We start from the raw sequence: 24,101 nt of genomic DNA, 5'->3' as shown, positions 1-24,101 counted from the left end.
CCCTTCGCAAGTACCCCTAGTCCATAACGCCTTGTCATTTGCGGGGGCGCTTTGAGGATTGAATTTAAAGATAGGGTCGGGTGAGGCGTTTATGAGAAAAGAAGTCATCAGTTCTAAACAATTAGTTTCCTTGATTGTCCTGTTTGAGCTGGGCACGGCGCTTGTAGTTCCAGTCGGCCTTGAAAGCGGACACGCCGTATGGTTGTCCATCCTGCTGGCCCTCCCTGGAGGTGTAGTATTATATTTGATTTATGCTCATTTGTACCGCCAATTTCCCAATCTGATCCTGAGCGGGTTAATGCAAAAGATTCTGGGCAAATGGATCGGCTGGACAATAAGTCTGCTGTACGTACCGTTCTTTATGTTTAGCGGCTCAAGAAATTTGGCGGAAGCGGGATATCTGCTGCTCGCGGCCTCATATGACAAGACACCCATCCTGATCATTAACGCAATTATGATTGTTGCTGTTGTGTATGTATTAAGCAAGGGAATAGAAGTGTTTGCCAGAACAGCGGAAATCTATTTCCTTGTGATTGTTGTGATCGGTGTAATCAGTAATTCAATTATTATTGCATCGGGACTTATGGATTTCCAAAATTTATTTCCTCTGAATATTAAGGACTTGAAGGAGGCCCTTGCTTCAGCGTATCCGAACATATGGATGTTTCCATTCGGGGAACTCATGTTAGTCACAACCATCCTGCCCTTTCTCGGAAAAGGTCAATCCGCCAGGAATTCAGGGCTTGCTGCCCTCATATTAAGCGCGCTGTTGTTGAGTTTTACGCATGCGATCGAAATGTCGGTGCTTGGAGAGGAGATATACCAAAGAACCAACTTCCCGTTGTTTACAACCATTTCACTCGTAAATGTGGCTGATTTTATCCAGAGATTGGATGCGTTTGTGATACTGGACTTGATCATCTGCATCTTTTTCAAAGTGACGGTTTACTGTTACGCCGCCATGGTCGTTGCTGCGGATCTGTTCAAGGTGAAGGAGCCCCGGAAATTGGCTGTACCTGTCGGAGTGGTCATGCTGTTGATCTCCCTCATCAGCACGGAGAGCTATACCAGACATCTGGAAGAAGGGAGAGTTGTACAACAATATATTTTAACTACTGTCTGCGCGGTCATTCCCTCCATCTTGTTTGTAACCCACTGGATACGCAAAAGATTCGGGCTTTACAGGTTGAAGTAGCGGAACGAAGGGAAACTCGAATATTAGTCTAATTGTGCTGTATTAATTGAAAGTTTCGGCGGCTTGTCAACGCTGCAATGCGAAGGTATTATCAGAATATCCAATAGTTAGAAATCTTATTTGCTAGGCATAGAAGAAATGCAAAGGCGGGCTGGCAAATGAACAAATTTATTCAGAGGCCAATGGATAACGTTTGCCGCTCGAAAAAAAGTATGATGGAGGCATAGATGAACAAATCAGAAGCCTTTTCGAACACGCTTGAGCAGTACCTGAACTATACAAGGATGCCATGGGGGCGGTTGTTCTATGAAACGGCATGGACGCAGATCGACCGGTTTATGACCCGGACTGGGATGTCAGTTTTGGATATCGGCTGCGGTTTCGGCATTTCCAGCCATGAATACGCAAGGCGAGGGCATAAGGTTACGGGTATTGATCCGACCAAATCCATGATTGAGATAGCGACGGGGCAGGGATCAGGTGCTCAATTTACATGCGGCTCTTTTGAGAATCTGGCGGATGGGCTGGGAACCTATGAATGGATTTTTTGCCACAATATATTGGAATATACGGAAGACCCGAAGCTATTTATTGAGAAAATCGGTGCTCATCAGCAGGAAAAAGGATATTTGTCGCTAATCGCGCACAATCCGGCGGCCAAAGTGATGAAAAAGGCGATCATTAACAAAGATCCGGACAGTGCTCTGGCGGGAATGGAAAGCAATAAAGAATATAGCGCAATCATTCAGACCGATATAATGACATATTCTTTTGAACAGCTATCCGAATGGTTGAGAGAAGCGGGATATGGGTCAGTCATGCGATTTGGTATTCATAATGTCTACGGGTACATAGCGGATAACGATATCAAGCAAGATGAAGATTGGCACCGCCAGGCGATGGAGCTGGAGTTTGAACTTGGATGCCGGAGCCCTTATCGGGAGATTGCGATATTCACGCATATCGTTGCCACGAAATGAACGGGATGCTACTGGCGATTGAAAGTTTTCACAGGCTCCGGGAAGAGGAAGGGAGTGAGAAGACAGCCAGATGAATGAGTTGAACCTGATTGGACAGGGGAGAACCGCCGATATTTTTGAACTTGCCGAAGGAAGAATAATCAAGCTTTACAAAAAGGACTTTCCCGCGGAGGCAATCCATCAGGAGCTCGTGGTCAGTCAATTGGCTTATTCGCTGGGCATTCGCACTCCGGAGCCTTTTGGACCTGTCGAACTTGAGGGAAGGAACGGATTGGTTTTCCAGCGCATCTTAGGCCCTTCTTTGCTTGCACTTCTCACGAAGAAGCCTTGGACTGTCAATAAATATGCTAAGCTGCTGGCGAACGTGCACGCAGAAATTCATGCTTTTGATGCTGCGGAGTTGAACCCGAAACAGAAGAAGAGGCTCTATGAAAATATAGAGAATGCTCCACTTCTTACCGAACAGGAGAAGGCCCGAATTATTCGTTACACGGAAGAGTTGCCTGACGGGAACCGGCTGTGCCACGGCGACTTTCATCCGGACAACGTGATGTTGGACGGAAGCTGCCGGGTCCTTGACTGGATGACGGGGATGTCGGGAAATCCTGCCGGTGACGTCGCGAGATCGGTGATTTTGCTCAGCATAGGTTCTATGCCTGACGGCACTCCGGCCCCCATCAAGGTTTTGGCTCAATTACTAAGAAACAAGCTGAAGGCAGCCTACCTTAAAGAGTACCTTCGCATAACCGGTCATGACTATGCAGCGATTGAGGAGTGGATATTACCGACAGCCGCGGCCAGATTAACCGAAGGAGTCCCGCAGGAGGAAAAAATCAAACTCGTATCGATCATCAGAGCCAAATTGGCTGCGGCGACCTAAGACTCATCACTTCAGAAAAGGAGAGGATTCTATTGATCTATGTCATCAAATTTATTTACAGCTTCGTGCTTCCTCCGGGAATCTTTGTCCTGCTTCTGACGCTTCTGGCATTGTGGATGCTATGGAAAAAACAGCGCGGCTTCGCAGCATTGCTGCTTACCGTAACGCTGTTTCTCTATTTGTCTTCGATTCCGCTGATCTCCGACCCGTTGATGCGGACGCTGGAATCGAAATACTCGCCCCCGGCGCAGGTGCAGGGCGATTGTCTGGTCGTGCTCGGAGGAGGAGCCACCCAGGGAACCCCCGATGTGGACGGCGAGGGCAATTTAGGCGGCTCGGCGGCGAACCGGCTGATCACGGCGGTGCGGCTGCACCGCCAGACCGGACTGCCGGTGCTGTTCAGTGGCGGACAGGTGTTCGCCGACAGCGGTAACGAAGCCGACATTGCCCGCAGGCAGCTGATCGGGCTGGGAGTTGCCGAGCAGAACATCATCGCAGAGAATCGCTCGCTGAACACGGCGCAGAATGCCGAATACACGGCCGCGCTGCTCAAGGAACACGGGCTGAGCCGCCCGGTCCTGATTACCTCGGCTTTTCATATGCCGCGGGCGGTTGCCGAGTTCCGGCGGGCCGGACTTACGGTCCAGCCGTACCCGACCGATTATCATGCGAGCGCCGCGTCTGCTGCGGCATGGTATGCGGGAAAGCTGGCGCCCAGCCCAGGGGCGATCGAAACGGTTGGGGGCGTTTTGAAGGAATACATCGGTTCACTGGCTGTGGCGTTTAAGGGGAATTAGTTGTGAGGGGCGCAGATTTGCACGAACTTGATTGATTTTTTAACCTGCGGACCAAGCGCCGAAAAAGGGGAAGCTTTTTGTCCGAACTTGTTGTCTTTTTCAATTGGGCTTGGCGGAGTACAATGGATTCAAGCTTTTTGAAGTAATCATAGGGAGAGAATACACATGCAAAATATTGAACTGGTACAAGTAGCGCCGGATAATTCGGATTTGGCCCAGCTGATTTCACAGCTTGACGGTTATCTGTTTGAGCTCTATCCGCCGGAGGAAGTCTATCTGGTCGATTTCGAAGATCCTTACGTGAATGATATCTATTTTATCGTCGCTTATCTGGACTCCCGGCCTGTAGGATGCGGAGCGATCAAGAAGCTGGACGAGGATCATGTGGAGCTGAAGCGTTTCTTCGTGGAGCCGGAGTACCGGAACAAGGGGATCGCAGGGAAGATTGTGCAGCGGCTGGAAGAAGAGGCGGCCAGTAAGGGATATAAAGGGATCAAGCTGGAAACGGGGGATCTGCAGACAGAGGCCGTCGGATTCTATAAGAAAAACGGCTACGGCGAGATTGAACGGTTCGGTGAATACGCGGATTGTCCGTCCAGCCTATGTTTTGAGAAGAGAATATAAGTGACAGTACAAGAAGGTAATCCGGATAAAGAAGGTGAGCATTTGAATTTTTCGCATATATTATTTGATCTGGACGGAACACTGACGGACCCGAAGATCGGCATAACGAAGTCCGTGCAGTACGCGCTCGCAAAGTTTGGTATTATCGAAGATAATCTGGACCGGCTGGAGCCGTTCATCGGGCCGCCGCTAACTCATTCGTTTCAGGAGTTTTACGGTTTCTCGGAGGCGGATGCGTGGCAGGCGGTGCAGGTTTACCGGGAGTATTTTGCGGATAAGGGGATTTTTGAAAATGAGCTGTACCCCGGCATTCCCGAGCTATTAACTATGCTTACTCAGCAGCAGGCCGTACTGATCGTAGCGACTTCCAAGCCGCTTGTGTTTGCCGAGAAGATATTGAAGCATTTTGAGCTGGAGCATTTTTTTCATGCGGTGGTGGGAAGCAACCTGGACGGAACATTGTCCGATAAAAGCGAAATCATCCGGTATATCATTGAACAAGAAAATCTGAACACAGCAGACACGGTAATGATCGGGGACCGGAAGCATGACATTATCGGAGCGCATAACAACGGAATATCGTCGATTGGCGTTTTGTACGGATACGGCAGCGAGGCTGAGATAGAAGCTATTGCCCCGACATATTGCATACATACCGTACAGGAACTGCATGAAGCTTTTGCTTCAAACGGAAAGGCAGGAAGAGTGTGATTTCCATTCAACGAATCGGCCGAGATCACTTGCCCGGCTTAAGCGGCTTATATGAGGAACTGATGGGGAGAAAGACCAATGATGCCAAGCTGGCCGAAGCTTTTGAATCGCTGGAGCAGGATGAACGTTATATTTTGCTGGGCGCTTTTCATGGTGATGTGTTAGCCGGCTCGCTGATGGGGATCGTCTGTCAGGATCTGGTGGGAGAATGCAGGCCTTTTATGGTTATCGAGAATGTCGTCGTTGCCAGCCGTTTCAGAAGACAGGGGATCGGCAGAAGACTGATGCTGGAAATCGAGCAGACGGCGCGGTCCAGAGGCTGTGCATATATCATTTTCGTGTCGGGCGGGCAGCGGAAAGAAGCGCATAAGCTCTATGAGCAACTGGGCTATAAGGAAGAGAGTGTGGAGGGGTTTCGGAAGCATTTATAAAAGAGTGGGAAGGCGGCAATTAGGATGCCTATCGACTTTCACGATCAGAATAATCAATCGACCTATGCCTCCAGAGAGGCGTCAGCTAACTGGATTCAGACGATAGCGAAGCATGTCCGGCTTCAAGGGAAACGGGTGCTGGACATTGGCTGCGGCGGCGGGATTTACACGAAGGCACTGGCGCAATCCGGGGCTGCGCATGTGACAGGGATGGATTTTTCTGCGGAAATGCTGGACGGAGCGGCGGAAAATTGCAGAGATACTCCGAATATCGCCTTTGCTCAAGGGAATGCGCTTGATACGGACCTCAAGGATGGACAGTACGATATGTTGCTGGAACGGGCATTAATTCATCATATTAAGGACTTGGCCGCTTGCTTTCGGGAAGCACATAGAGTGTTACAGGCCGGCGGGACATTCATTATCCAGGACCGGACGCCGGAAGATTGTTCGCTGGCGGGAAGTTCAAGCCATATCCGCGGGTATTTTTTTGAGAAATATCCAAAGCTGCTTCAGCATGAGATTCAGAGACGTTACTGCAGCAATGAGGTGGTCGACGCTTTGCGGCAGACCGGGTTCCGCCTAATCACTGAGTTCTCTTTCTGGGAAAGCAGACGGAGCTATGAGGATTTCGGACAGCTAAAGCAGGATTTGCTGGGCCGGACGGGAAGATCTCTGCTATTTGAACTAACGGATGATGAGCTCTTGGAGCTGGTGGATTATATCGGACAGAAGCTGGAGGGTGCTCGCCCCATCCATGAGCAGGACCGCTGGTCGATTTGGATCGCGGTTAAAGAATAATAATCGCCGGAGGTGCAAACAGTGAGCGCTGTAGCCATACGGGAGTTCCGTCCGCAAGATAGTGAAGCAGTGTCGGCTCTCATCAGGGAGAATCTGCTTAAGGTGAACAGCCGCGATTATCCGGAACCGGTCATTCAAAGAATGGCCGGTCTCTTCACATCGGAGTACATCATGCAAGCATCCTTAGCCAGAACCATGATCGTTGCCGTGGAAGGCGAGAAGGTCATCGGTACCGCAAGTCTGGATGGAGATACGCTGTACACCGTTTTCGTAGATATGAATTATCACGGCGGAGGAGTGGGGCGTTCCCTTATTCAATATTTGGAACAGACCGCTTGGAATAGCGGCGTACATGTTCTTCAAGTTCCCAGCAGCCTGACGGCCGAGTATTTTTACGGAAAAATGGGGTACCGCCGCGTTCGGGTGATCGAATCGGAGGATTTTGGCACGGACATTATCATGTTCAAGGAATTGCAGCCTATTACATACCTTGAACACACGCCGGCTGGGGACGAATTTATCCGGTTAGTGGAAAGCGCAGGCTGGCAGGGAATAACGGAGAAGGGAAACGAACGGCTTGAAGCGGCTCTGCGCCAGAGCTGGCTCGTTGTTTCGGCTTTTAAGGGAAATCGGCTGGTCGGAATAGGCCGCGTGATCTCGGATGGCGTTGTTCAGGCTTTGATCTGCGATCTGATTATTGTGCCGGATGAACAGGGCAGGGGGATCGGCAGCGGTATTCTTAAAAGATTGCTGAAAAAGTGCAAAGAGCAGGAGATTCCGATGGTTCAATTGTTTGCGGCGGCTCAAAAGGCGGATTTTTACAAAAAGTTCGGGTTTGAGGAACGGCCCGAGGCGGCGCCGGGGATGAGATGGGTCAGCAGAGACTGTGTTTAGCGTTTAAGGAGAGTATAAAGAAGCTTTGACAAAATACGTGGGGTTTTGATTTAGAGGATGGTTATAGAAGCGAAAGGGTGAGGAGCTTGAAAAATGTCTTGGTCCATTTATTGAAAATGGTTATTCTGATCGCCGTATTGCTGCTTGTGGGAATTGTTGTTAACAAGATTGATGTATACCGAAGTCAAAATTTCAAGTTCCCATTCCCTGACCAGCTTGTTTTTCTTTACCCTCTAATTCCCTCCCTTTCCGGTTTGGTTATCGGTGTAGATGCTTTGCTTCGGGAACGCGGCCGGAGAGGCCGCTGGACCTTTAACACGTATCGGCTGATTTTTCTTGCTTTGCCTGCCCTGTTGTTCTGTGTCTATCCGTATATGCCATGGGGAATGAGCTGGCTGCCGAAGGACACGGTTTATCTGGTATTGACTTCTGCTATAATCAATCCAATCTCCGGTGTTCTGTTCGGTTACTTTGTAATTACGAGTTTTGAGAAGAGGGATAATGAAGGTGGAGTTGGGGCGATGAAACATTGAAGTAGTTCGCTCTTTTCCATACTAGGTACTTCAATGCGAATTGAAGTACCTAGTGCTGAAACTTGGTATCCGATCTGGAGTATAGGACAACCGACCCGTCAAAATTTTTAAGACGAACATACTCATCGGAGAACATTTGGACAAGTCCGGCGCCTACGCGGGAATACATGCCGTCCGGACCGATCTTCAGAGCAAATACATACTTCTGCGAAAGTGCCGCGGTGAAAAATTCGGCGTTTTTCATAATGGTGTAAGGCATGATTTTCCCTCCCGTTATTTATGGACTACCTATTGGAACGCGTTAATTTGCTAAATTATACATCGCTGTTTTGAAAGTTTCAATGGGTTTTCATATTGGTCACATTTATGAAAAAAAGGGCAGAAAAATAAAACAGCGGCCGGCGCTGGAAATAGCGTCCGATCCGCTGCTTTTTCATTCATCGCTGCTTTATGCCTTGTCTCTGCCTCCCGCGCGTGAATCACGGTTCCCGGTCAGACTTTCCTCTACATTGTCCATGATGCCGCGGACGATATCTTCCACCTTGCCGGTCGATCCTTCTCTGTTCGCCTGAGGGCTGTCGGGATCAGGAATCGGCTCTACGCCGCTTCCCTTGGGGTCTGTCAGCCTGCTCTCATCCTCCATGCTGTCTCATTCCTTTCTGCACAGTTCCGCTGATTAGGTTATGGTTAAACCGGACTTTCTATGTAATGCATGAACGGGAAAATGTCCCCCTTATTTTTGAAAAAAAGGCTGTCCCGGAACGATAAGCGGGAAAAGCTCCGGTTTATTTCTCCATTTTCCAATGGTTTCGGCAAAATCGCCTGAATAAACCGGAGAAATTCCATTCCACTGTCTGTTTGAGCCGTTTTTAGGTAAATAAGAGGGAGGAATTCCGTTTCATTCGCCAGCCCACCATTTCACGACCGACGTCCGTTGACATACAGTGCAGGCGGCAAACTTAGGATGAGAGCAGCTGATATGCCTTAAATCAATCGCGGAAGATGCTATCGATTACGGCGATTTCTTCCGCGCTCAGCTTGACGTCCAGCGTTCTGAGGTTGGCGACAACCTGTTCCGGCTTCTTGGCGCCAGGAATGAGCGCATCGATTTCGTCCCGGGTCAGATACCAGGCGAGAACCATTTTGGCGACCTCCGTATTCTTCGACTTGGCGATTCCGCGGAGCTGGTCCACTTTCTCCAGATTGCGGACAAAAGCATCGCCGGCAAACAGCGGATTGTTCGAGCGAATATCGTTGAAGGTTGCGTTCCGGTCATATTTGCCGGCGAGAAGTCCGGAGGCCAGCGGGAAATACGGAATAAAAGAAATGCCGTGTTCTTTGGCATAAGGAAGCAAATCCTTCTCGGCTTGCCGTGCGAGCAGGCTGTATTCCGATTGAATGACATCCACATAACCGTTTTTGTTCCCCTTGCGGAGCTGGTCGATTGTGAAATTGGAGACGCCGATCGCCCGGATTTTGCCGGCTTCCTTCAGGCGCTGTAGCGCACCGACGGCTTCGTCCTTGGGCGTATTTTCGTCAGGGAAATGAATGTAGTACAGATCGATGTAGTCCGTTTGGAGCCGCTTCAGGCTGGCATCCACCGAAGCCTCAAGAAAGGCCGGGGAGTTGTCCAGAATCATCTCACCGCCGACCGGTTTATGCGCGCCTTTGGTCGCGATCACGATTTTATCCCGGCCGCCCTTCTCCTTAAGCACTTCACCAATCAGCTGTTCCGACCGTTCGGGTCCGTATATATAAGCGGTATCCAGAAAATCAATGCCATGCTCCAGGGCGGTGAGTACGAGCTGCTTGCCCGTTTCTTCGTTCAGATTCTGGAACAGGTTATGCCCGCCCACTGCATTGGTTCCAAGTCCGATAGGCGTAACATAAAGGTCAGTACGTCCAAGCTGCTGTTTGTCAGGCATTGAAAGATTCATCTCCTTTTTTATAGTTACTTATTAAGTATAACAGAAGGAGTTAAGTTATGGTAATTTTGGCGCTCGGCGTTCGAGGCAAACGTAAGAACAGCCCCTCCCGAAACCGGGAAGGGCTGCCGCGTGCATTTAATTGCAATTAGTGCTTATTGATATGGATTTCGCCCGAATGTGGCTAGGATTGCATTATGGACAACGCTTTCAATTTCCAGGCGACGATCTCTTTGAAAATGTCTTTAATACTTAAATCCAAGCGAGTTCTCTGAATCTTGAAAATATCTTCCGATCTGACGCATACCTTCCTCCCGTAAACCGTGACCTCCCATTCATAACCGGACTCGGAGGCTTTCCTGATAACGCTCATTTCGTACGAAGCCTTGCGCGCCTCATCGTTAATCGATTGTACATCATTGGATAAACGTTCCAGTCTTTCTGCGGTAGTGTTGTGCAATAAGAGAACCATAGCCGCCCCTCCTAAAATGAATGGTTGCACCCCTTTCATTCATCCTGCAGATGCATGATGCCGGATCAGAAAGTGTATGCTTTTGTACTGTATATAGAGTATGATACCGGAACTAACAGCGGGAGTGAAGAGATGTTTTTGTCGGAAAAATACGAATCCAAAAAATAGTCTGATAGTCCTGAAACGATGCATATTTGTCGTCTGGTTAATCGTTTGCCTTCCGCTTTTTATTTTAAATTTAACATATGAATCGGGTCTGTCCGGCTGTCAATCGACATAATGCGCTCGGCCTTCAAGAAAAATGGGAGGCTTGTCGAAACATCCGCAGGGACGACACCGTTTGCCGGGGGCTTTTCCAGTTGTGTATTGCTCATTTGTCATTTACTATGGAGCAATAATGGAATCTCGGGACTAAGCGGGACCTTAAGCTGACAGGAAGGAGTCTACATCATGGCAAAGCAGAAATATTATGTGGTCTGGGAGGGCCGGAAGCCGGGGGTTTACGCGACCTGGGCGGAATGCAAGCAGCAGACGGACCAGTTCACGGGAGCGAAATACAAATCCTATGAGTCGAAACAAGCGGCGGAGGAAGCGTTCCGGGGAGGATGGAAAGGGAACTGGGGACAGACGGGACCCGGAAAAAGCGGCTCGGGCGCAGGGGCGCAGGGACGCAATTCCTCCAAGAGACCGGGAACGCAGACGGAATCGGAAGCTATTGACTACGACAGTATTTCGGTCGATGTGGGAACAAGAGGGAATCCCGGGCCGGTCGAATACAAAGGGGTGGATACGCGGACGGGTGAGGTCATCTTCTCCTGCGGTCCGGTCAGCAAAGGCACGAATAATCTCGGAGAGTTTCTGGCGATCGTGCATGCGCTTGCGCTTTTAAAGAAAGAAGGCAGCAGTAAGACGGTGTACAGCGATTCGGTCAACGCGATGAAATGGGTCAGGGAGAAAAAGGTTTCGACCACGCTTCCCCGCGATCATACGACGGAGGAGATCTGGAGAATGATTGACCGCGCGGAGAACTGGCTTCGGACGAATACATATGCTAACAAGGTGCTGAAGTGGCAGACCCGGCTCTGGGGAGAGATTAAGGCGGATTACGGAAGAAAATAATAAAGCCCGCCTTTCCACGGACTGCGATTTCCGGAGCCTTGGCGCTTGGAACGAAAGGCGTTGCATGCCTTGGTCAAAGGAACCGCCAGAGTGGTTAATAGAAAAAAGGGCATGTATACTATTCATCATAGAGGAGATGCGGAAGGGGAACTTGCATATGTTTGGCAACGATTGGGACGAGGTGCTGCATGACGAAACGGAGAAACCTTATTTTCAGGAGCTGCGCTATTCACTGGCGAGAGAATTTAAGCAGTATAAGGTCTATCCGCCGAAGGAGCTGCTATTCTCAGCCTTGAAGCTGACGTCCTACAACGGGACCAGGGTCGTTATTCTGGGACAGGACCCTTACCACGGGTCTGGACAGGCTCACGGGCTGAGCTTTTCGGTTATGCCCGGGGTGAAGATTCCGCCGTCGCTGCGCAATATTTATACGGAGCTGGCTAGCGATATGGGAGCCGGCACTCCAAATCATGGTTCATTGCTGCACTGGGCGGACCAGGGAGTGCTGCTGCTCAATGCGGTGCTGACCGTGCGCGAAGGCCAGCCCAATTCGCATAAAGGAATGGGCTGGGAGAGGTTTACGGACGCTATTATGGAGAAGCTGAATGAGAGGGACACGCCGCTGGTCTTTATTTTATGGGGCAGCCATGCCCAGCAGAAGGGCGCATTTATTGACCAGAGCCGTCATAAAGTGATCCAGTCGCCCCATCCGAGCCCGTTCTCGGCTCATCGGGGCTTCCTCGGCAGCCGTCCGTTCTCAAGGACGAATGAATTTCTGGGCGATCACGGTCTGGCACCAATCGACTGGTCCATACCGAACTTATAGGACAGATATGGCAGGAAGGGGGCATTGACATGAGACATTGGGTAGGCAAGCCGGTGATTGTATATCTGCGGGAGCCTGAATATGCTTCGATGAGAGGGGTGCTTCGCAGGTGGGACAGCGCCGCGGGACGCGTCATTATCGGTCATCAGGAGATTGCTGTTCCCATTCGCGATATCGCGATGATCAAGGCGCTGGCACCCAAAGAACGGGCGCTCCCTCCGGTGCTGTATTCGGTCGGCTATATCATGAAGGACCGGCTCCAATTCGATAATGCTGTCTATTTCAAATCGGCCGTAACCGTATGGAAGGGCGACAGACTGATTGCCCTTAATACGACTCTTGTTTCGCATACGAAGGGGGCGGTCACCTTGGAAGACGGAAGAACGCTGCCCAAGGGAACGCATTTGTTTGTCGTCCGTTCGCTTCGAGGCTAGGGAGAAGGTTGATCACTCGCAGCACAGAGCCCTGACTGCCAATCGGCAGACAGGGCTCTTTTTGCATACACTCTATTTTTGGAATCGGGGATGTGCATTCAGATTTCGTCCGTCCGCTCCGCAACGACAATTTCATATACCCGCAGAAAAATAATTTTGGCGATCATATAGACCGGCAGCGCAATCAATATCCCGATAATACCGTAAAATTCGCCGCCTATGAGCACAAGGATGACCGTAGTCAGCGGATGGATATCCAGAGATTTGCCGTAAATAATCGGCGTCAGCAGATTATCCTGGATTTGCTGCGCTACGATAACAATTACGAGAGACCATAAGGCGGTCATAGGAGATTCGATAAATCCTACAATAACCACCGGAACCGCGGACAAAATCGCGCCGATATAGGGAATAAAGTTCAGCGGCACCGATACAAGGGCAAGCAGCAGGGCATATGGCAGACCGATCAGAAGGAATCCGATATACAGCATGGCGCCCAGAATCAGGTTCAGAATCACCCGCGTGACGATAAAGCTACTGAGTGCCGAATCGATGTCTTCCAACGTCTCCTGCCCTTGCTTGCGGTATTTTCGCGGGACGAGGCCGAGCAGAATGCGGGGCAGCTTGTGGCTGTCCTTTAGCATGTAGTACAGAATAATCGGCAGCGTGGCAACTACGACGACAATATTGGAAATGACGGTGATGAGATTACTCAGGGAGTTGGTTACCCAGGTTACCGCATTCTGTACATACTCGGTCAGACGTACCGTCAAATCCGATTCACCCTGGAAGAACCGCGCAAACATCGGATTCTCTCGCAGCAGGTTGATCTGTTTCTGGACATCCTGAACGAGATAGGGAAGATTATTGATAAAATTCTGGATCTGCTCCTGCAGCGTCGGCCAAACGGCGACCCAGAAAATGATGATCAGCCCGATAAACACAAGATAGATGAGCAGGATGGCGACCGAGCGGTTAAGCCTTCTTTTTTCCAGATGATTGACCAGCGGACGAAGCAAATAGTACATGAATCCGGACAGCATCATCGGCACAAGCAGGAGATTGACGATGGTAGCGACGGGCGAGAATAAGACGATAACCTTGGAGCCCAGGTACAGGATGAGTAGTAGAAAAATGATTCCAAGCGTGGTACGAAAGAACTTGTTCTGCAGCAGCAATGGCCGCACCTCCTAAGAATGAACCGGCTGATATGTAAGTTTAATAACCGAAATATCCTTGCTTGATTCAGAGCTTTCCGGGAGCATAAGGCCGGGGGTTCAATTCTGCCGGTCGGAGTTAATAGGTCAATAGAGAGGAACGGCGGTTCCCTGAGCGGTTGAGGAATGCAAGTACATGCTTAACAAGGGGAGGGACACAGATGACCAAGCTGGTCGTTGGCATATTCGGACACAAGACGGATGCTTCAATGGCTATTCAGGATCTCCGGGACAGTGGAATACGAACCAAGAGAATTTCAGTACTCGCCAAGGAAAAAAGCACCGTCAGCGAGCTTAGCCATGGCACCGGCATTGCCAAGCCGAAGGAGGGACCCGGCAGCATCGGATTGTTCGGTACGATGAAAGGGATCGCAATCGGACTGAATATGCTGCCAGATACGGCGGTTGCAGCGGGGCCGGCGGCGCCAAGGCTTGCTGGTGCGGAGTTCGGAAATGATCCGGGAGAGGATGGAATCGCCGTGGGACTGATCGGTATCGGAATTCCGAAAGAAGACGCCGAGGCCTATGAGAAACATGTGGACATTGGGCATGTGATCGTCATTGTCACGCTTGAGCCGGAGGAGAAAGGAAAAGCCAGTGAACTGGGCAAGCTGTTCGACAGTCATAATGCGATCCCTTTGGATTCGGCTTGAGAGAAGGCTTGAGAGAAGCGGTGAACAAGCCAAAACAAGGCTATCTTTTCGGTCCTGACGACCAAAGGACAGCCTTGTTTCATGATTTACCTTTTTTTTTATTCGTTTCAGCCTCAGTCGTTTCCTTGGCTTTTACGAGGGACAGGAAAGCAAAGAAATCGCCCAAAGCGACAAGCGCCGCAGCAATGATGGCATAGTCTTCGGCGGACAGTTCGTCGTCCAGTGGGCTGTTGTTTTTACTTGCCACCTTCTCTCACCCGCTTTATTAGATCGTATGCTTCAAGATATGTCGGGAAGGGCGGAGACGGAATAGGCGAATGAGACGTTTTCCCAATGCCTTGAGCAGGGTGGTGAATATTGATTATACTTGAACTATCTGACAACCCATAAGGCAAAAGGAGAATAGACAATGATACTGCATAAAGGGGAGATTTTATTCCGGCAGGGCGACAGCTGCCATCATCTTTATCAAGTGAAGAGCGGTCTGTTCAAGGTGACAAGGCTGCATGAGAACGGGAATATCGTGCTGTTCAACATTTTGTATCCCGGCGAGACGGTGCCCCATCATTCACTCATATCGCCGAAGGATGCTCACGGAACGGCCACTGCGCTTATGAGGAGCGAGGTTGAGAGCATTCCGGCATCCGAATGGTACCGCCAATTACGGGAGGAACCCGGCAAGGCGATGGAGATTGCACTGCTGCTTCAGGAGAAAGTCAGGTTCATGCAGACCCGTCTGGATCACCTTACGGTCGGGACTCCTGCAGAAAGGCTGGAACTGCTGAGCGGCTGGCTCGATGATTATTCGCACGGCGTTCCGCTGACTGAACTGCTTACCCAGGAGGAGATCGGTCAGCTGATCGGGGTCCGCAGAGAGACGGTAAACAGGCTGCTTCGGGGCTGAAGGCTTGTACTTTTTTCTGTAAGGACTTGTCTGGCGGTTTAGAAAGAGATTCTTTCGTGTTATAATGGTTGCAGAACTAAAAACATAAGAGAAAGGATCAGGATACCATGTGTCCCCGAAGGACGAATTCCCAAAGGACGATTTGGAAACGTTATGATCTATCTTATACTTAGCTTCCCCGTAGAAGGTGTGTAGTCACAAGACGCCCGACCACCTCTACGAAGGAAGGAACAGGTATGCGAAGGAGTAAGACCTCCGGTTCAACCCGTCGTAGAGGTTGGTGGGACGTTTAGCCGCCAATTACGATAAGGGGAATCGGTATGAGGAATGCAATCCGCGGTGCACGTCTGCCGCAAAAATTACTTGTCAATTTGATCGGAACGTTTGTGCTTAGCTTTACTTACTATCATATTAACTACCAGAATCATCTCACTGAAGGCGGGTTTGTAGGCTTGTCGCTCCTCGGCAAGTATGTTCTGGGCCTGTCACCCTCTGTCACCGTGCTGCTGCTCGATGTGCCGGTTCTGCTGATCGCGCTGGCGCTCAAAGGAAAAGCTTTTGTCTGCCATACGTTTATTTCCGTTGGATCATTTACCGTATTTTATGGACTGATGGAGCGTTACTCTGGCATGACCCTTGATTTCCATGGCAACCTTGCGCTTGCGGCGCTGCTGTCCGGCCTGCTCACAGGGGTTGGCTCGGGACTGGTGCTGCGATGCGGAGGCGCTAGCGGCGGAGACGATATTTTATCTCTGCTGATCAGTGAATGGAAGGGAATCAAGGTAGGTACGGTATTTATCATGATGGATATTGCCGTGCTGCTGCTTTCGCTTTTCTACATGCCGCTCAGGGAAACCGTTTATACCGGTATGGCGGTGGTTGTGGCCGGGCAGGTGATCACATTCACGACCTCTCTCGGCAAGCCGAAACGCGGCAAGAAGCTTCGGGTTCAGCCTGGAGCGAGAGGCCGGCAGGAAGCGGCCGCAACGATTACGGGAAAATTGTAATTCATGAAGTCAGCCGAAACCGGCTGGCTTTTTTTACGTATAGAGATATTGTAAGGATGTAATACTGATGGCTGATAGTATCCGAAAAAAAGGAGGAGACAGCATGCTCAGGAAACTTATCGACAAACTCATTCACTCCGTCGGACACTCAAAATATGAAAGACACAGAGGATCGTCCGGCGGCTACCACAAACGGCCGCAGTACGGAAGATCGTCAAGCAGCAGACACAGCTACGGCAGCGGACGCGGGCACGGCTACTACAAGAACCGGTACGGAAGCTCCAGCTAATCGCCGGACTTGTTGTAAAAGATGCATTGCGTCAACGGCTTGCGCCGCCCTATATGAGGCGGCGCAAGCCGTTTCTGCTTTGGAGGGACAGCATCAAAGTTATGAATCCGAACCCGGGGCAGACGCTGACAAAGCCTGCTCTAATTCCCGGATGAACTCCCCGGAATCCTTATATGGATTTTCTCCCTCCAGAAGTCTTAGCAGGATCTGGCGCATTTCCGCCGAAAGCTCCAGCTCCTCTGACCAGCTGCGTTCTTCGCCTCCCGGTATCGGTGTGTAACCGGAATACAGCATAAAGAGCATAAGATGCCCGATATCGTGCAAATCGGAGGCAGTGACCGGAGGCATCCTCCTAGGCAGCCCGTCCTGATCCAGCCCATGCTCGCTGTCGTCTCCCGAACCGTCATCTCCGATACGGCGAGCCAGTCCAAAGTCGATTAAATATAGTTCCTCTCTCCGGAGAATGACATTTGGAATGCGAAGATCGAGGTGGACGAAGCCCCGCTCATGGACATGCTGCACCCGCTCCATCAATTTCAAGGCAAAGCGCAGCGTGTCCTGCTCTCCGAACAAGAGGCCCTGCTCGAAAATCAGCTGTTCCAGCGTAAACCCTTCAATATAATCGGTAACCAGCCACGCCGAGCCTTGTTCCTCAAAAAAATCCCGGAAAGCGGGGATGTAGGGATGCTCCAGCTGCCGCAAAATATCCCGCTCCCGCATCAGCATTTTCTTTCCGATATCCCGTTTGCTCGGCTTTGCCTGTTTGAGGGCGACCTGGCGGTTCTCCGCCGTGTCCAGGCAGCGGTATGCCAGTCCGTAGCTCCCCATGCCGATCCGGGACAGCACTTTGTACTGCTTACCGATCCAATCTCCCTCTTCCCGGGGATAATCCCTCCAGGCAGACAAAAAAGCACGCAGGCGTGCAAACAATGAACATCCTCCCAACGTATACCGCTATAATGTAATCTTTCTGTACATTATTACACATTTCCCTGGGTGTACTGCAAGTGCTCAAGGATGAGCCGAAATGCATGCGTTAGGTATTCTTTCCTGGAAATTGGGCTTGCAAGTTTCAGAAATTGCCGGTGATGTTTAAGCTACTTATAATAAAACTTTAAACATCTTTTTTAAGGAGGCGAAAGCTTGGATCTGCTCGCAATACTCAAAGCCGTTATTCTGGGTCTGGTGGAAGGCCTGACCGAATTTGCTCCGGTGTCCTCTACCGGTCACATGATTATTGTCGACGACATGTGGCTGAAATCCCAGGAATTTCTCGGAAAATACACGGCCAATACGTTCAAAGTCGTCATTCAGCTCGGCTCCATCCTCGCGGTCGTCGTCATCTTCAGAAATCGTTTCATCGATCTGCTGGGACTGAAACGCTTCAGCCGGGGGGCGCTTGAGCCGGTTCCGGACGGCCAACCGTCCCAAATCTCCGGGTCAGGCCGTCTAAAGCTAGGACAGGTATTGACGGGGCTGCTCCCTGCGGGTGTTACCGGCATGCTGTTCGAGGATTACATTGATGAGTACCTCTTCTCGACGTCAACCGTGCTGATCGGTCTTGTGATTGGTGCCATATTTATGATCTGCGCGGATTTGTTCGCACCGAAGCGTGTTAAGGTGCAGACCGTTGACCAGATTACATACGGGCAGGCGCTTGCAGTCGGTCTGATTCAGTGCTTCTCCCTGTGGCCCGGCTTCTCGCGTTCCGGCTCGACGATTTCGGGAGGCGTCCTTCTGGGCATGAGCCACCGCGCCGCCGCCGATTTCACCTTTATTATGGCGGTTCCGATCATGGCGGGCGCCAGCTTCATCTCTCTGCTCAAGAACTGGCAGTATTTTACGCTGGACGCGCTGCCGTTCTTTATTGCCGGATTTATCAGCGCCTTCGTGTTCGCGCTGCTGTCGATGCGGTTCTTCCTGAAGCTGATCAACCGGATCAAGCTGCTGCCGTTCGCCATCTACCGCATTGTGCTGGCAGCGATCGTCTATATTATTTTCTTTTAACCGGTTATCAGGTATTGCTATAACTGGAGCCTCCATCTTCTATTGCGGGCCGCAGGGTCTTGCCGTAACATAAATGGTGTACTCAATATTCAAGCAACAATTCACCTTAAATAACGGAAACAGGTGCTTACCGGACCGAAAAAGGCCGGAGGCTTAAAAGGGAAGCTCGGTGCAAAGCCGACGCGGTCCCGCCACTGTAACGGAAGAGTCTATCAGCATTTATGCCACTGTCAGCCCGGGCTTGACGGGAAGGCCGCTGACGACGATGACGCCGCAGCCAGGAGACCTGCCTGTTTCGACGCACTGCTGTACCTACGGGAGATAGGGAGGTGTAAGTTCGCAAACGTAATGAAATACGTAGGCGTCTTTCCCCCTGCGCTCCTGGGGTGAAGGACGCCTTTTTTGCAGGTTCAGAAGATAGAGGAGGAACGAAAGAGATGACAAGGAATGCCAAAACAAGCAATCTCGGATATCCGAGAATCGGAGCCAACCGGGAATGGAAAAAAGCGCTGGAAGCCTACTGGGCGGGAAAGATCAATGAAGAGCAGCTTCGGACGGAAATGGAGCAATTTCAGCTCAGCAATCTGCGCAAGCAGCAGGAAGCGGGGATCGACCTGATACCCGTTGGAGATTTCACATATTACGATCATGTGCTGGATACGGCGGTTATGTTCGGCATTGTGCCTCCGCGCTACCGGTATGAAGGCGGGCCTGCCGGACTGGATCTGTATTTTGCCATGGCTCGCGGGAACTCCCGGGCGGCGGCATGCGAAATGACGAAATGGTTCAATACGAATTATCATTACATCGTGCCGGAGATCGGCGATATTCAGCCTGTGCTGACGGAGAACAAACCACTGGCCGCGTACCGGTTCGCCAAATCGCAGGCGGGCATCGACGGCAAGCCTGTCGTCATCGGACTATATACGTTTCTGAAGCTTTCCAAAGGGTTTGCCCTTTCGGAAATCCGCAGCGTGGCGGAGCGGTTCCTGCCGGTCTATGTCCAGCTGCTGCAGGAACTGGAGCGGGAGGGCGCGGCATGGGTTCAAATCGACGAGCCGGCTGTCGTGACCGGACTTCAGGAAGAGGATATCGAACTGCTGGGCCATATCTACGGCGCCCTTCATGCCGCGGTTCCAGGTCTTCGCATCATGCTGCAGACATACTTTGAGTCGGTGCAGCCGCTTGAAGCCCTGCTAAAGCTGCCGGTGCAGGGGCTTGGTCTTGATTTTGTACACGACGGCGGAGCCAACCTCGAAGCGATCGAGCGTCTGGGCTGGCCGGAGGACAAGACGCTTGGAGCCGGTGTGATCGACGGGCGCGGTATTTGGCGCTGTGATCCGGAGGAGAAGCTGGCGCTGGCGGAAAGGCTGGAGCGGCTTGTGCCGGAAGGCAAGCTGATTCTGCAGCCGTCCAGCAGCCTGCTGCATGTGCCCGTGACGGTGCAGGGCGAGGAGCGGCTGAAGCCCGAGGTGCGGAATGCGCTGGCCTTCGCCGACGAGAAGCTGGCGGAGCTGGCACTGCTGAAACGCGCGCTGCTTGAAGGCAGGGAAGCGGCCGGTGCGCAGTGGGCCGGGGCGAAGGCAGCGCTGGATGCCTTCCGCAAGCTGCCGGAGCGAAACCGCTCGGATGTGGCGGAGCTTGAACGCGGCCTGGAGGAGCTGACGGACCGGCGGAACACGGTCTACGCCGAACGGGCCAAGCGCCAGCAGGACAAGTGGCGGCTGCCGCTGCTGCCGACAACGACGATCGGGAGCTTTCCGCAAACGCCGGAGGTCCGGCAGGCGCGGCTGAAATGGCGCAAGGGCGAGCTGAGCCCGGAACGCTATGATGAATTTATCCGGCAGCAGATCGCGGAATCCATCACGCTGCAGGAGAAGATCGGTCTGGACGTTCTGGTGCATGGCGAATTCGAACGCACCGATATGGTGGAGTTCTTCGGCGAGAAGCTGGACGGCTTCCTGTTCACCCGGAACGGCTGGGTGCAGTCCTACGGCTCCCGCTGCGTCAAGCCGCCGGTCATTTACGCCGACGTCGCCTTCACCGAGCCAATGACCGTCAAGGAAAGCGTCTATGCGCAATCTTTGACGAAGCTTCCGGTCAAGGGTATGCTCACCGGGCCGGTCACGATTCTGAACTGGTCGTTCGTCCGCGACGATCTGAGCCGGGAGCAGGTGGCCAATCAGATTGCGCTTGCGCTGCGGCAGGAGATACTGGCCCTGGAAAGCGCCGGCGTGGAAATGATTCAGGTAGACGAGCCGGCGGTGCGCGAAGGACTCCCGCTCAAGGAACAGGACCGCAGGCAATATCTCGAATGGGCGGTCAGAGCGTTCCGTATTTCCACAAGCCTTGTTCGGGATACGACGCAAATTCATACGCATATGTGCTATTGCGAATTTGGGGATATGATCGATTCCATCTCCGATATGGATGCGGACGTGATTTCCATCGAGACGTCGCGCAGCCATGGCGAGCTGATTGCGAGCTTTGAGCAAATGGATTATGACAAGGGCATCGGCCTTGGCGTATATGACATCCATAGTCCGCGTGTTCCGTCCGTAGAGGAAATGGAGACCGGCATCGAGCGGGCACTGCGGGTGCTGCACCCGGAGCAGTTCTGGATCAATCCGGACTGTGGGCTGAAGACGCGGGGCTGGAGCGAGACGGAGGCGTCGCTGCGGAATATGGTGGCGGCCGCGGACAACGCGAGAAAGAAGGCGCGGGCGGTCCAGCCGTAACTTGGGCATAAAAAAAGCAGAAAAACACCGGGAAACGGCTCCCGGTGTTTTCTTTTTCTTGGCTTGTTCAAATCCAAAAGGTTAGAACAGCTTGAGCAGCCAGCTTACTCTGTTTTCTTCTCGAACGTCTGACAATCCGTTTCTTCGGCGCGGGTCGCTTCCTTCACCTTGTTGAAAGCGACGAAAATCGAATCGGCGTTGCACTTGTTTGCATTTTCCCAGTGGCTACAGGTGTTCACTTCGCACAGCACATCTTTGGCCATGAGCATTTACCTCCCTGTATGAAAATAAAAGTTCTTATTGGTTAGATACCCGCACATTCCCGGATTGCAACAAAAATATTTAAAAATTTAGAAAAATCATCTTGAGACGGTTTATTCCCCAGTCACAAAAATACAGCCTTCTGCAACCTTCCAGAGGATGGAATCGTCTAGGAATCAAACGCCAAGGACGAACAGAAAAAAAGGAGGGAGTCATGATAAAGCGGGGATTGCTTACCATTGTAACATTGCTGCTGCTGACCGGGACGCTGATTGGCTGCAGTTCGGGAAGAAGCGAGGATCATGCCGATCAGGATAAACAATCCTTACATTCCGAAAGCATGGACAGCACAGCAGCCGAGTCCAATTCTTCGAGTGCAGAAGCTCCGATCACGGCCGGTAACGGAGGATCTTCCGATGGCGCGCAAGTGAAAGGAAAGCAGTTCGGAAATCAGACAAGTACCGATTCCGCGAACCGTACGGGCAATGCCTCTCCCGGAGGATTCACATCAGGCGATGTGGCGGACGGTCTAAACAAAAAGCTGATCTACCACGCCAATCTCAACATGGAAGTCGAAAATTATGAGAAAGCGCAGACCGAGGTGCGCAATTGGGTCAATCTCTCCCGGGGCTATATTATCGGATTCAACGAGACCATGTCCGATTCCGAGCATGGCGGCACATTTGTTGTGAAGGTGCCAGCTTCCGGGTTCTCCTCCTTCATGGACAATCTGGAGAAAATCAAGCATGTGTCGCTTCAGCGCAGCATTGAGGGCCAGGACGTTACGGAAGAGTATGTCGATCTTGAAGCGCGTCTCAAGGCGAAACAACTGCTGGAAGCCCAATACACCGAGTTTATGAAAAAAGCTGCCAAAGCCTCCGACCTGGTGGCTTTCGCCAATGAGCTTGGACAGATTCAGGAGAACATCGAGCAGATCAAGGGCAGAATGCGCTACATCGACCAGAACGTGCTGTACTCTACAGTGGAGCTTCGAGTGTACCAGACGGATGAGAGCGCCGCCAATCAGCGCTTGGAAGAACGCCGGTCGCTGTTTGGCAAAGCGGCGGACGCACTGCACGGAACACTGAATGCCTTGTCCACGGCATTCCAGTGGCTCTTTATCTTCCTGGCCGGAGCGCTTCCACTGCTGATCGGCGCCGCATTCATTGCAGCTGTGCTGTTCTGGCTTGGGCGCTCCAGAAGGAGCCGCCGCGATAAGGCTTCGCTGCTGATCCGGGAAGCGGGCCGGCAGAGGGAGAAGGAACGGGCAGCCTCCGGGGCAGCCGGACCTGATCCGGGAAGCCGTGAAGAAAAGTCCGATGGTGAGGCACAGCCGACCGATTCGCCGGACCGCAAATAACGCCAAAAATCCTCCAGACCGGCGGCAGCGCGGTTTGGAGGATTTTTAATAGTTATTCGAACAGTACCCGGTATTCGCCGTATCCTTCTTTTTCCAGGTCCTCCTTGGGAACGTAACGCAGTGCGGCGGAATTAATACAGTACCGCAAGCCGCTGGGCCCGGGCCCGTCGTTGAAGACATGTCCGAGATGCGAGTCGGCTTCCCGGCTTCGGACTTCCGTGCGGATCATCATATGGCTGAGATCGGTTTTCTCCTTCACCGAGTAGTCGCGGAGGGGCCGGGTGAAGCTCGGCCAGCCGCAGCCGGAGTCATATTTGTCCCTGGAACTGAATAGAGGCTCTCCGGACACGATATCCACATAAAGACCATCCCCGTGATGATCCCAGAATTCATTCTGAAAAGGACGTTCTGTGGCACTGTTTTGTGTAACTTCATACTGCAGCGGGGTGAGCCGCTCCTTCAGGCTTTGCTTGTCTTCGCTATGCGACCAGTGGCGTTCGATATAAGCTTCCCGGCCCGAGGCCTTGCGGTAGCGCTTGTAATGTCCCGGATTTTTCCGGTGGTAGCCCTGATGGTATTCCTCCGCCGGGTAAAAGACGCCTGCCGGCTCAATTGGCGTTACAACTGGTCCGGAGAAGCGGCCGCTTTGCTGGATTGCAAGCTTGGACGCCTCGGCTTCCTTGTGCTGCTTCTCATTATGATAGAAGATCGCCGTCCGGTAGGAGGAGCCGCGGTCGTGAAACTGCCCGCCTGCATCCGTCGGATCGATCTGCTGCCAGAACAGCTCAAGCAGCTTGCTGTATGGAAAAATTGAAGGATCAAACGTGATTTGCACCGCTTCGGCATGTCCTGTCGTTTCGGAGCATACTTCTTCATAAGTCGGATTGACGGTATGTCCGCCGGTATAGCCGGAGACGACATCGATAATGCCGGGCAACTCCTCGAACGGGGAGACCATGCACCAGAAGCAGCCGCCTGCAAATGTCGCTTTTTCCGTCCGGTTACCTGTAGGATTAGTCTGTATGTCACTCATGATTGTCCCT

The 24,101-nt window shown here is 51.8% G+C and carries 29 protein-coding genes and 1 riboswitch; of the genes, 20 read left to right on the top strand and 9 right to left on the bottom strand.

What is annotated here, in order from left to right; genetic code table 11:
* The first annotated feature begins 91 nt into the window (after nucleotides 1-91).
* The 10 genes from G5B47_RS04695 (at nucleotide 92) to G5B47_RS04650 (ending at nucleotide 7,846) form a co-directional block, all read left to right on the top strand.
* On the top strand, nucleotides 92-1,195 hold the full coding sequence (locus G5B47_RS04695; RefSeq protein WP_025335799.1) for a GerAB/ArcD/ProY family transporter: 1,104 nt from the start codon (nucleotides 92-94) through the stop codon (nucleotides 1,193-1,195).
* A 227-nt stretch (nucleotides 1,196-1,422) separates the two neighbouring features.
* On the top strand, nucleotides 1,423-2,175 hold the full coding sequence (locus G5B47_RS04690; protein ID WP_025335798.1) for a methyltransferase domain-containing protein: 753 nt from the start codon (nucleotides 1,423-1,425) through the stop codon (nucleotides 2,173-2,175).
* 70 nt (nucleotides 2,176-2,245) lie between these two features.
* Nucleotides 2,246-3,055 carry an aminoglycoside phosphotransferase family protein gene (locus G5B47_RS04685; protein WP_235957072.1) on the top strand — a complete coding sequence of 270 codons (810 nt, stop codon included), beginning with the start codon at nucleotides 2,246-2,248 and terminating at the stop codon, nucleotides 3,053-3,055.
* 32 nt (nucleotides 3,056-3,087) lie between these two features.
* A complete protein-coding gene (locus G5B47_RS04680) occupies nucleotides 3,088-3,852 on the top strand; it encodes a YdcF family protein (RefSeq protein ID WP_165094846.1) in 765 nt (254 codons plus the stop codon).
* Between the two features lie 165 nt (nucleotides 3,853-4,017).
* Nucleotides 4,018-4,476 (top strand): GNAT family N-acetyltransferase, encoded by a 459-nt coding sequence (locus G5B47_RS04675; RefSeq protein ID WP_165094843.1) that lies wholly within the window; start codon nucleotides 4,018-4,020, stop codon nucleotides 4,474-4,476.
* A complete protein-coding gene (locus G5B47_RS04670; protein WP_328804449.1) occupies nucleotides 4,477-5,187 on the top strand; it encodes an HAD family hydrolase in 711 nt (236 codons plus the stop codon).
* A complete protein-coding gene (locus tag G5B47_RS04665; RefSeq protein ID WP_165094840.1) occupies nucleotides 5,184-5,618 on the top strand; it encodes a GNAT family N-acetyltransferase in 435 nt (144 codons plus the stop codon). The genes G5B47_RS04670 and G5B47_RS04665 overlap by 4 nt, the downstream gene beginning before the upstream one ends.
* A gap of 24 nt (nucleotides 5,619-5,642) precedes the next feature.
* On the top strand, nucleotides 5,643-6,419 hold the full coding sequence (locus G5B47_RS04660) for a class I SAM-dependent methyltransferase (protein WP_165094837.1): 777 nt from the start codon (nucleotides 5,643-5,645) through the stop codon (nucleotides 6,417-6,419).
* Between the two features lie 21 nt (nucleotides 6,420-6,440).
* Complete coding sequence (locus G5B47_RS04655) at nucleotides 6,441-7,313, top strand: GNAT family N-acetyltransferase (protein ID WP_165094834.1); 873 nt, start codon at nucleotides 6,441-6,443, stop codon at nucleotides 7,311-7,313.
* Between the two features lie 86 nt (nucleotides 7,314-7,399).
* A complete protein-coding gene (locus G5B47_RS04650) occupies nucleotides 7,400-7,846 on the top strand; it encodes a hypothetical protein (protein ID WP_165094831.1) in 447 nt (148 codons plus the stop codon).
* Nucleotides 7,847-7,895: 49 nt separating this feature from the next.
* On the opposite strand, the gene G5B47_RS04645 is transcribed toward G5B47_RS04650, so the two are convergent.
* From G5B47_RS04645 to G5B47_RS04630, 4 genes are all read right to left on the bottom strand, one after another.
* On the bottom strand, nucleotides 7,896-8,105 hold the full coding sequence (locus G5B47_RS04645) for a hypothetical protein (RefSeq protein WP_038596000.1): 210 nt from the start codon (nucleotides 8,103-8,105) through the stop codon (nucleotides 7,896-7,898).
* Nucleotides 8,106-8,294: 189 nt separating this feature from the next.
* Nucleotides 8,295-8,489, bottom strand: a complete 195-nt coding sequence (locus G5B47_RS04640) for a hypothetical protein (protein ID WP_165094829.1) — start codon at nucleotides 8,487-8,489, stop codon at nucleotides 8,295-8,297.
* Nucleotides 8,490-8,835: 346 nt separating this feature from the next.
* Nucleotides 8,836-9,771, bottom strand: a complete 936-nt coding sequence (locus G5B47_RS04635; protein ID WP_165094827.1) for an aldo/keto reductase — start codon at nucleotides 9,769-9,771, stop codon at nucleotides 8,836-8,838.
* A 184-nt stretch (nucleotides 9,772-9,955) separates the two neighbouring features.
* Nucleotides 9,956-10,243 carry a hypothetical protein gene (locus tag G5B47_RS04630; RefSeq protein ID WP_165094825.1) on the bottom strand — a complete coding sequence of 96 codons (288 nt, stop codon included), beginning with the start codon at nucleotides 10,241-10,243 and terminating at the stop codon, nucleotides 9,956-9,958.
* A gap of 450 nt (nucleotides 10,244-10,693) precedes the next feature.
* On the opposite strand from G5B47_RS04630, the gene rnhA reads away from it, so the two are divergent.
* From rnhA to G5B47_RS04615, 3 genes are all read left to right on the top strand, one after another.
* Nucleotides 10,694-11,362: a ribonuclease H gene (gene rnhA, locus G5B47_RS04625; RefSeq protein ID WP_025335787.1), complete on the top strand. Its 669-nt coding sequence runs from the start codon at nucleotides 10,694-10,696 to the stop codon at nucleotides 11,360-11,362.
* Between the two features lie 157 nt (nucleotides 11,363-11,519).
* Entirely contained in the window at nucleotides 11,520-12,188 is a 669-nt protein-coding gene (locus G5B47_RS04620; protein WP_165094823.1) for a uracil-DNA glycosylase, read from the top strand.
* Between the two features lie 29 nt (nucleotides 12,189-12,217).
* A complete protein-coding gene (locus G5B47_RS04615) occupies nucleotides 12,218-12,622 on the top strand; it encodes a hypothetical protein (RefSeq protein ID WP_025335785.1) in 405 nt (134 codons plus the stop codon).
* Between the two features lie 98 nt (nucleotides 12,623-12,720).
* Here the strand turns inward: G5B47_RS04615 and G5B47_RS04610 are convergent, their stop codons facing one another.
* Nucleotides 12,721-13,800: an AI-2E family transporter gene (locus G5B47_RS04610; RefSeq protein ID WP_165094821.1), complete on the bottom strand. Its 1,080-nt coding sequence runs from the start codon at nucleotides 13,798-13,800 to the stop codon at nucleotides 12,721-12,723.
* Nucleotides 13,801-14,000: 200 nt separating this feature from the next.
* Between G5B47_RS04610 and G5B47_RS04605 the strand changes: the two genes are divergently transcribed.
* Nucleotides 14,001-14,492 (top strand): general stress protein, encoded by a 492-nt coding sequence (locus G5B47_RS04605; RefSeq protein ID WP_165094819.1) that lies wholly within the window; start codon nucleotides 14,001-14,003, stop codon nucleotides 14,490-14,492.
* 79 nt (nucleotides 14,493-14,571) lie between these two features.
* Here the strand turns inward: G5B47_RS04605 and G5B47_RS04600 are convergent, their stop codons facing one another.
* Nucleotides 14,572-14,739, bottom strand: coding sequence for a hypothetical protein (locus tag G5B47_RS04600; protein ID WP_165094817.1), 168 nt, complete (start codon nucleotides 14,737-14,739; stop codon nucleotides 14,572-14,574).
* Between the two features lie 162 nt (nucleotides 14,740-14,901).
* Here G5B47_RS04600 and G5B47_RS04595 point away from each other — a divergent pair, with 162 nt between their 5' ends.
* The 3 genes from G5B47_RS04595 to G5B47_RS04585 all read left to right on the top strand — a co-directional run bounded on the left by G5B47_RS04595 (nucleotide 14,902) and on the right by G5B47_RS04585 (nucleotide 16,692).
* The gene (locus G5B47_RS04595) at nucleotides 14,902-15,396 is read left to right on the top strand and encodes a Crp/Fnr family transcriptional regulator (RefSeq protein ID WP_025335782.1); all 495 of its coding nucleotides are present in this window, start codon (nucleotides 14,902-14,904) and stop codon (nucleotides 15,394-15,396) included.
* Between the two features lie 320 nt (nucleotides 15,397-15,716).
* Complete coding sequence (locus tag G5B47_RS04590) at nucleotides 15,717-16,403, top strand: YitT family protein (RefSeq protein WP_165094815.1); 687 nt, start codon at nucleotides 15,717-15,719, stop codon at nucleotides 16,401-16,403.
* Between the two features lie 103 nt (nucleotides 16,404-16,506).
* Nucleotides 16,507-16,692 carry a hypothetical protein gene (locus G5B47_RS04585; protein WP_025335780.1) on the top strand — a complete coding sequence of 62 codons (186 nt, stop codon included), beginning with the start codon at nucleotides 16,507-16,509 and terminating at the stop codon, nucleotides 16,690-16,692.
* 99 nt (nucleotides 16,693-16,791) lie between these two features.
* Here G5B47_RS04585 and G5B47_RS04580 read toward each other — a convergent pair whose 3' ends face one another.
* Nucleotides 16,792-17,622: a serine/threonine protein kinase gene (locus G5B47_RS04580; protein ID WP_165094813.1), complete on the bottom strand. Its 831-nt coding sequence runs from the start codon at nucleotides 17,620-17,622 to the stop codon at nucleotides 16,792-16,794.
* 213 nt (nucleotides 17,623-17,835) lie between these two features.
* On the opposite strand from G5B47_RS04580, the gene G5B47_RS04575 reads away from it, so the two are divergent.
* Complete coding sequence (locus tag G5B47_RS04575; RefSeq protein ID WP_165094810.1) at nucleotides 17,836-18,699, top strand: undecaprenyl-diphosphate phosphatase; 864 nt, start codon at nucleotides 17,836-17,838, stop codon at nucleotides 18,697-18,699.
* A 104-nt stretch (nucleotides 18,700-18,803) separates the two neighbouring features.
* Nucleotides 18,804-19,007: riboswitch (cobalamin riboswitch) on the top strand.
* 129 nt (nucleotides 19,008-19,136) lie between these two features.
* The gene (metE, locus tag G5B47_RS04570; RefSeq protein WP_165094807.1) at nucleotides 19,137-21,437 is read left to right on the top strand and encodes a 5-methyltetrahydropteroyltriglutamate--homocysteine S-methyltransferase; all 2,301 of its coding nucleotides are present in this window, start codon (nucleotides 19,137-19,139) and stop codon (nucleotides 21,435-21,437) included.
* Between the two features lie 104 nt (nucleotides 21,438-21,541).
* Here metE and G5B47_RS04565 read toward each other — a convergent pair whose 3' ends face one another.
* The gene (locus tag G5B47_RS04565; protein WP_165094805.1) at nucleotides 21,542-21,700 is read right to left on the bottom strand and encodes a DUF1540 domain-containing protein; all 159 of its coding nucleotides are present in this window, start codon (nucleotides 21,698-21,700) and stop codon (nucleotides 21,542-21,544) included.
* A gap of 212 nt (nucleotides 21,701-21,912) precedes the next feature.
* Here G5B47_RS04565 and G5B47_RS04560 point away from each other — a divergent pair, with 212 nt between their 5' ends.
* The gene (locus G5B47_RS04560; RefSeq protein ID WP_165094802.1) at nucleotides 21,913-23,058 is read left to right on the top strand and encodes a DUF4349 domain-containing protein; all 1,146 of its coding nucleotides are present in this window, start codon (nucleotides 21,913-21,915) and stop codon (nucleotides 23,056-23,058) included.
* 52 nt (nucleotides 23,059-23,110) lie between these two features.
* Here the strand turns inward: G5B47_RS04560 and msrA are convergent, their stop codons facing one another.
* Complete coding sequence (gene msrA / locus G5B47_RS04555; RefSeq protein ID WP_165094799.1) at nucleotides 23,111-24,091, bottom strand: peptide-methionine (S)-S-oxide reductase MsrA; 981 nt, start codon at nucleotides 24,089-24,091, stop codon at nucleotides 23,111-23,113.
* Nucleotides 24,092-24,101 lie beyond the last annotated feature (10 nt).

It is taken from the genome of Paenibacillus apii (assembly GCF_011043685.1).
In the GTDB taxonomy this organism is placed as follows: domain Bacteria; phylum Bacillota; class Bacilli; order Paenibacillales; family Paenibacillaceae; genus Paenibacillus_AQ; species Paenibacillus_AQ sabinae.
Note: the sequence above shows the minus strand (reverse complement) of the source record. Positions and strands in the feature narration are given on the sequence as shown.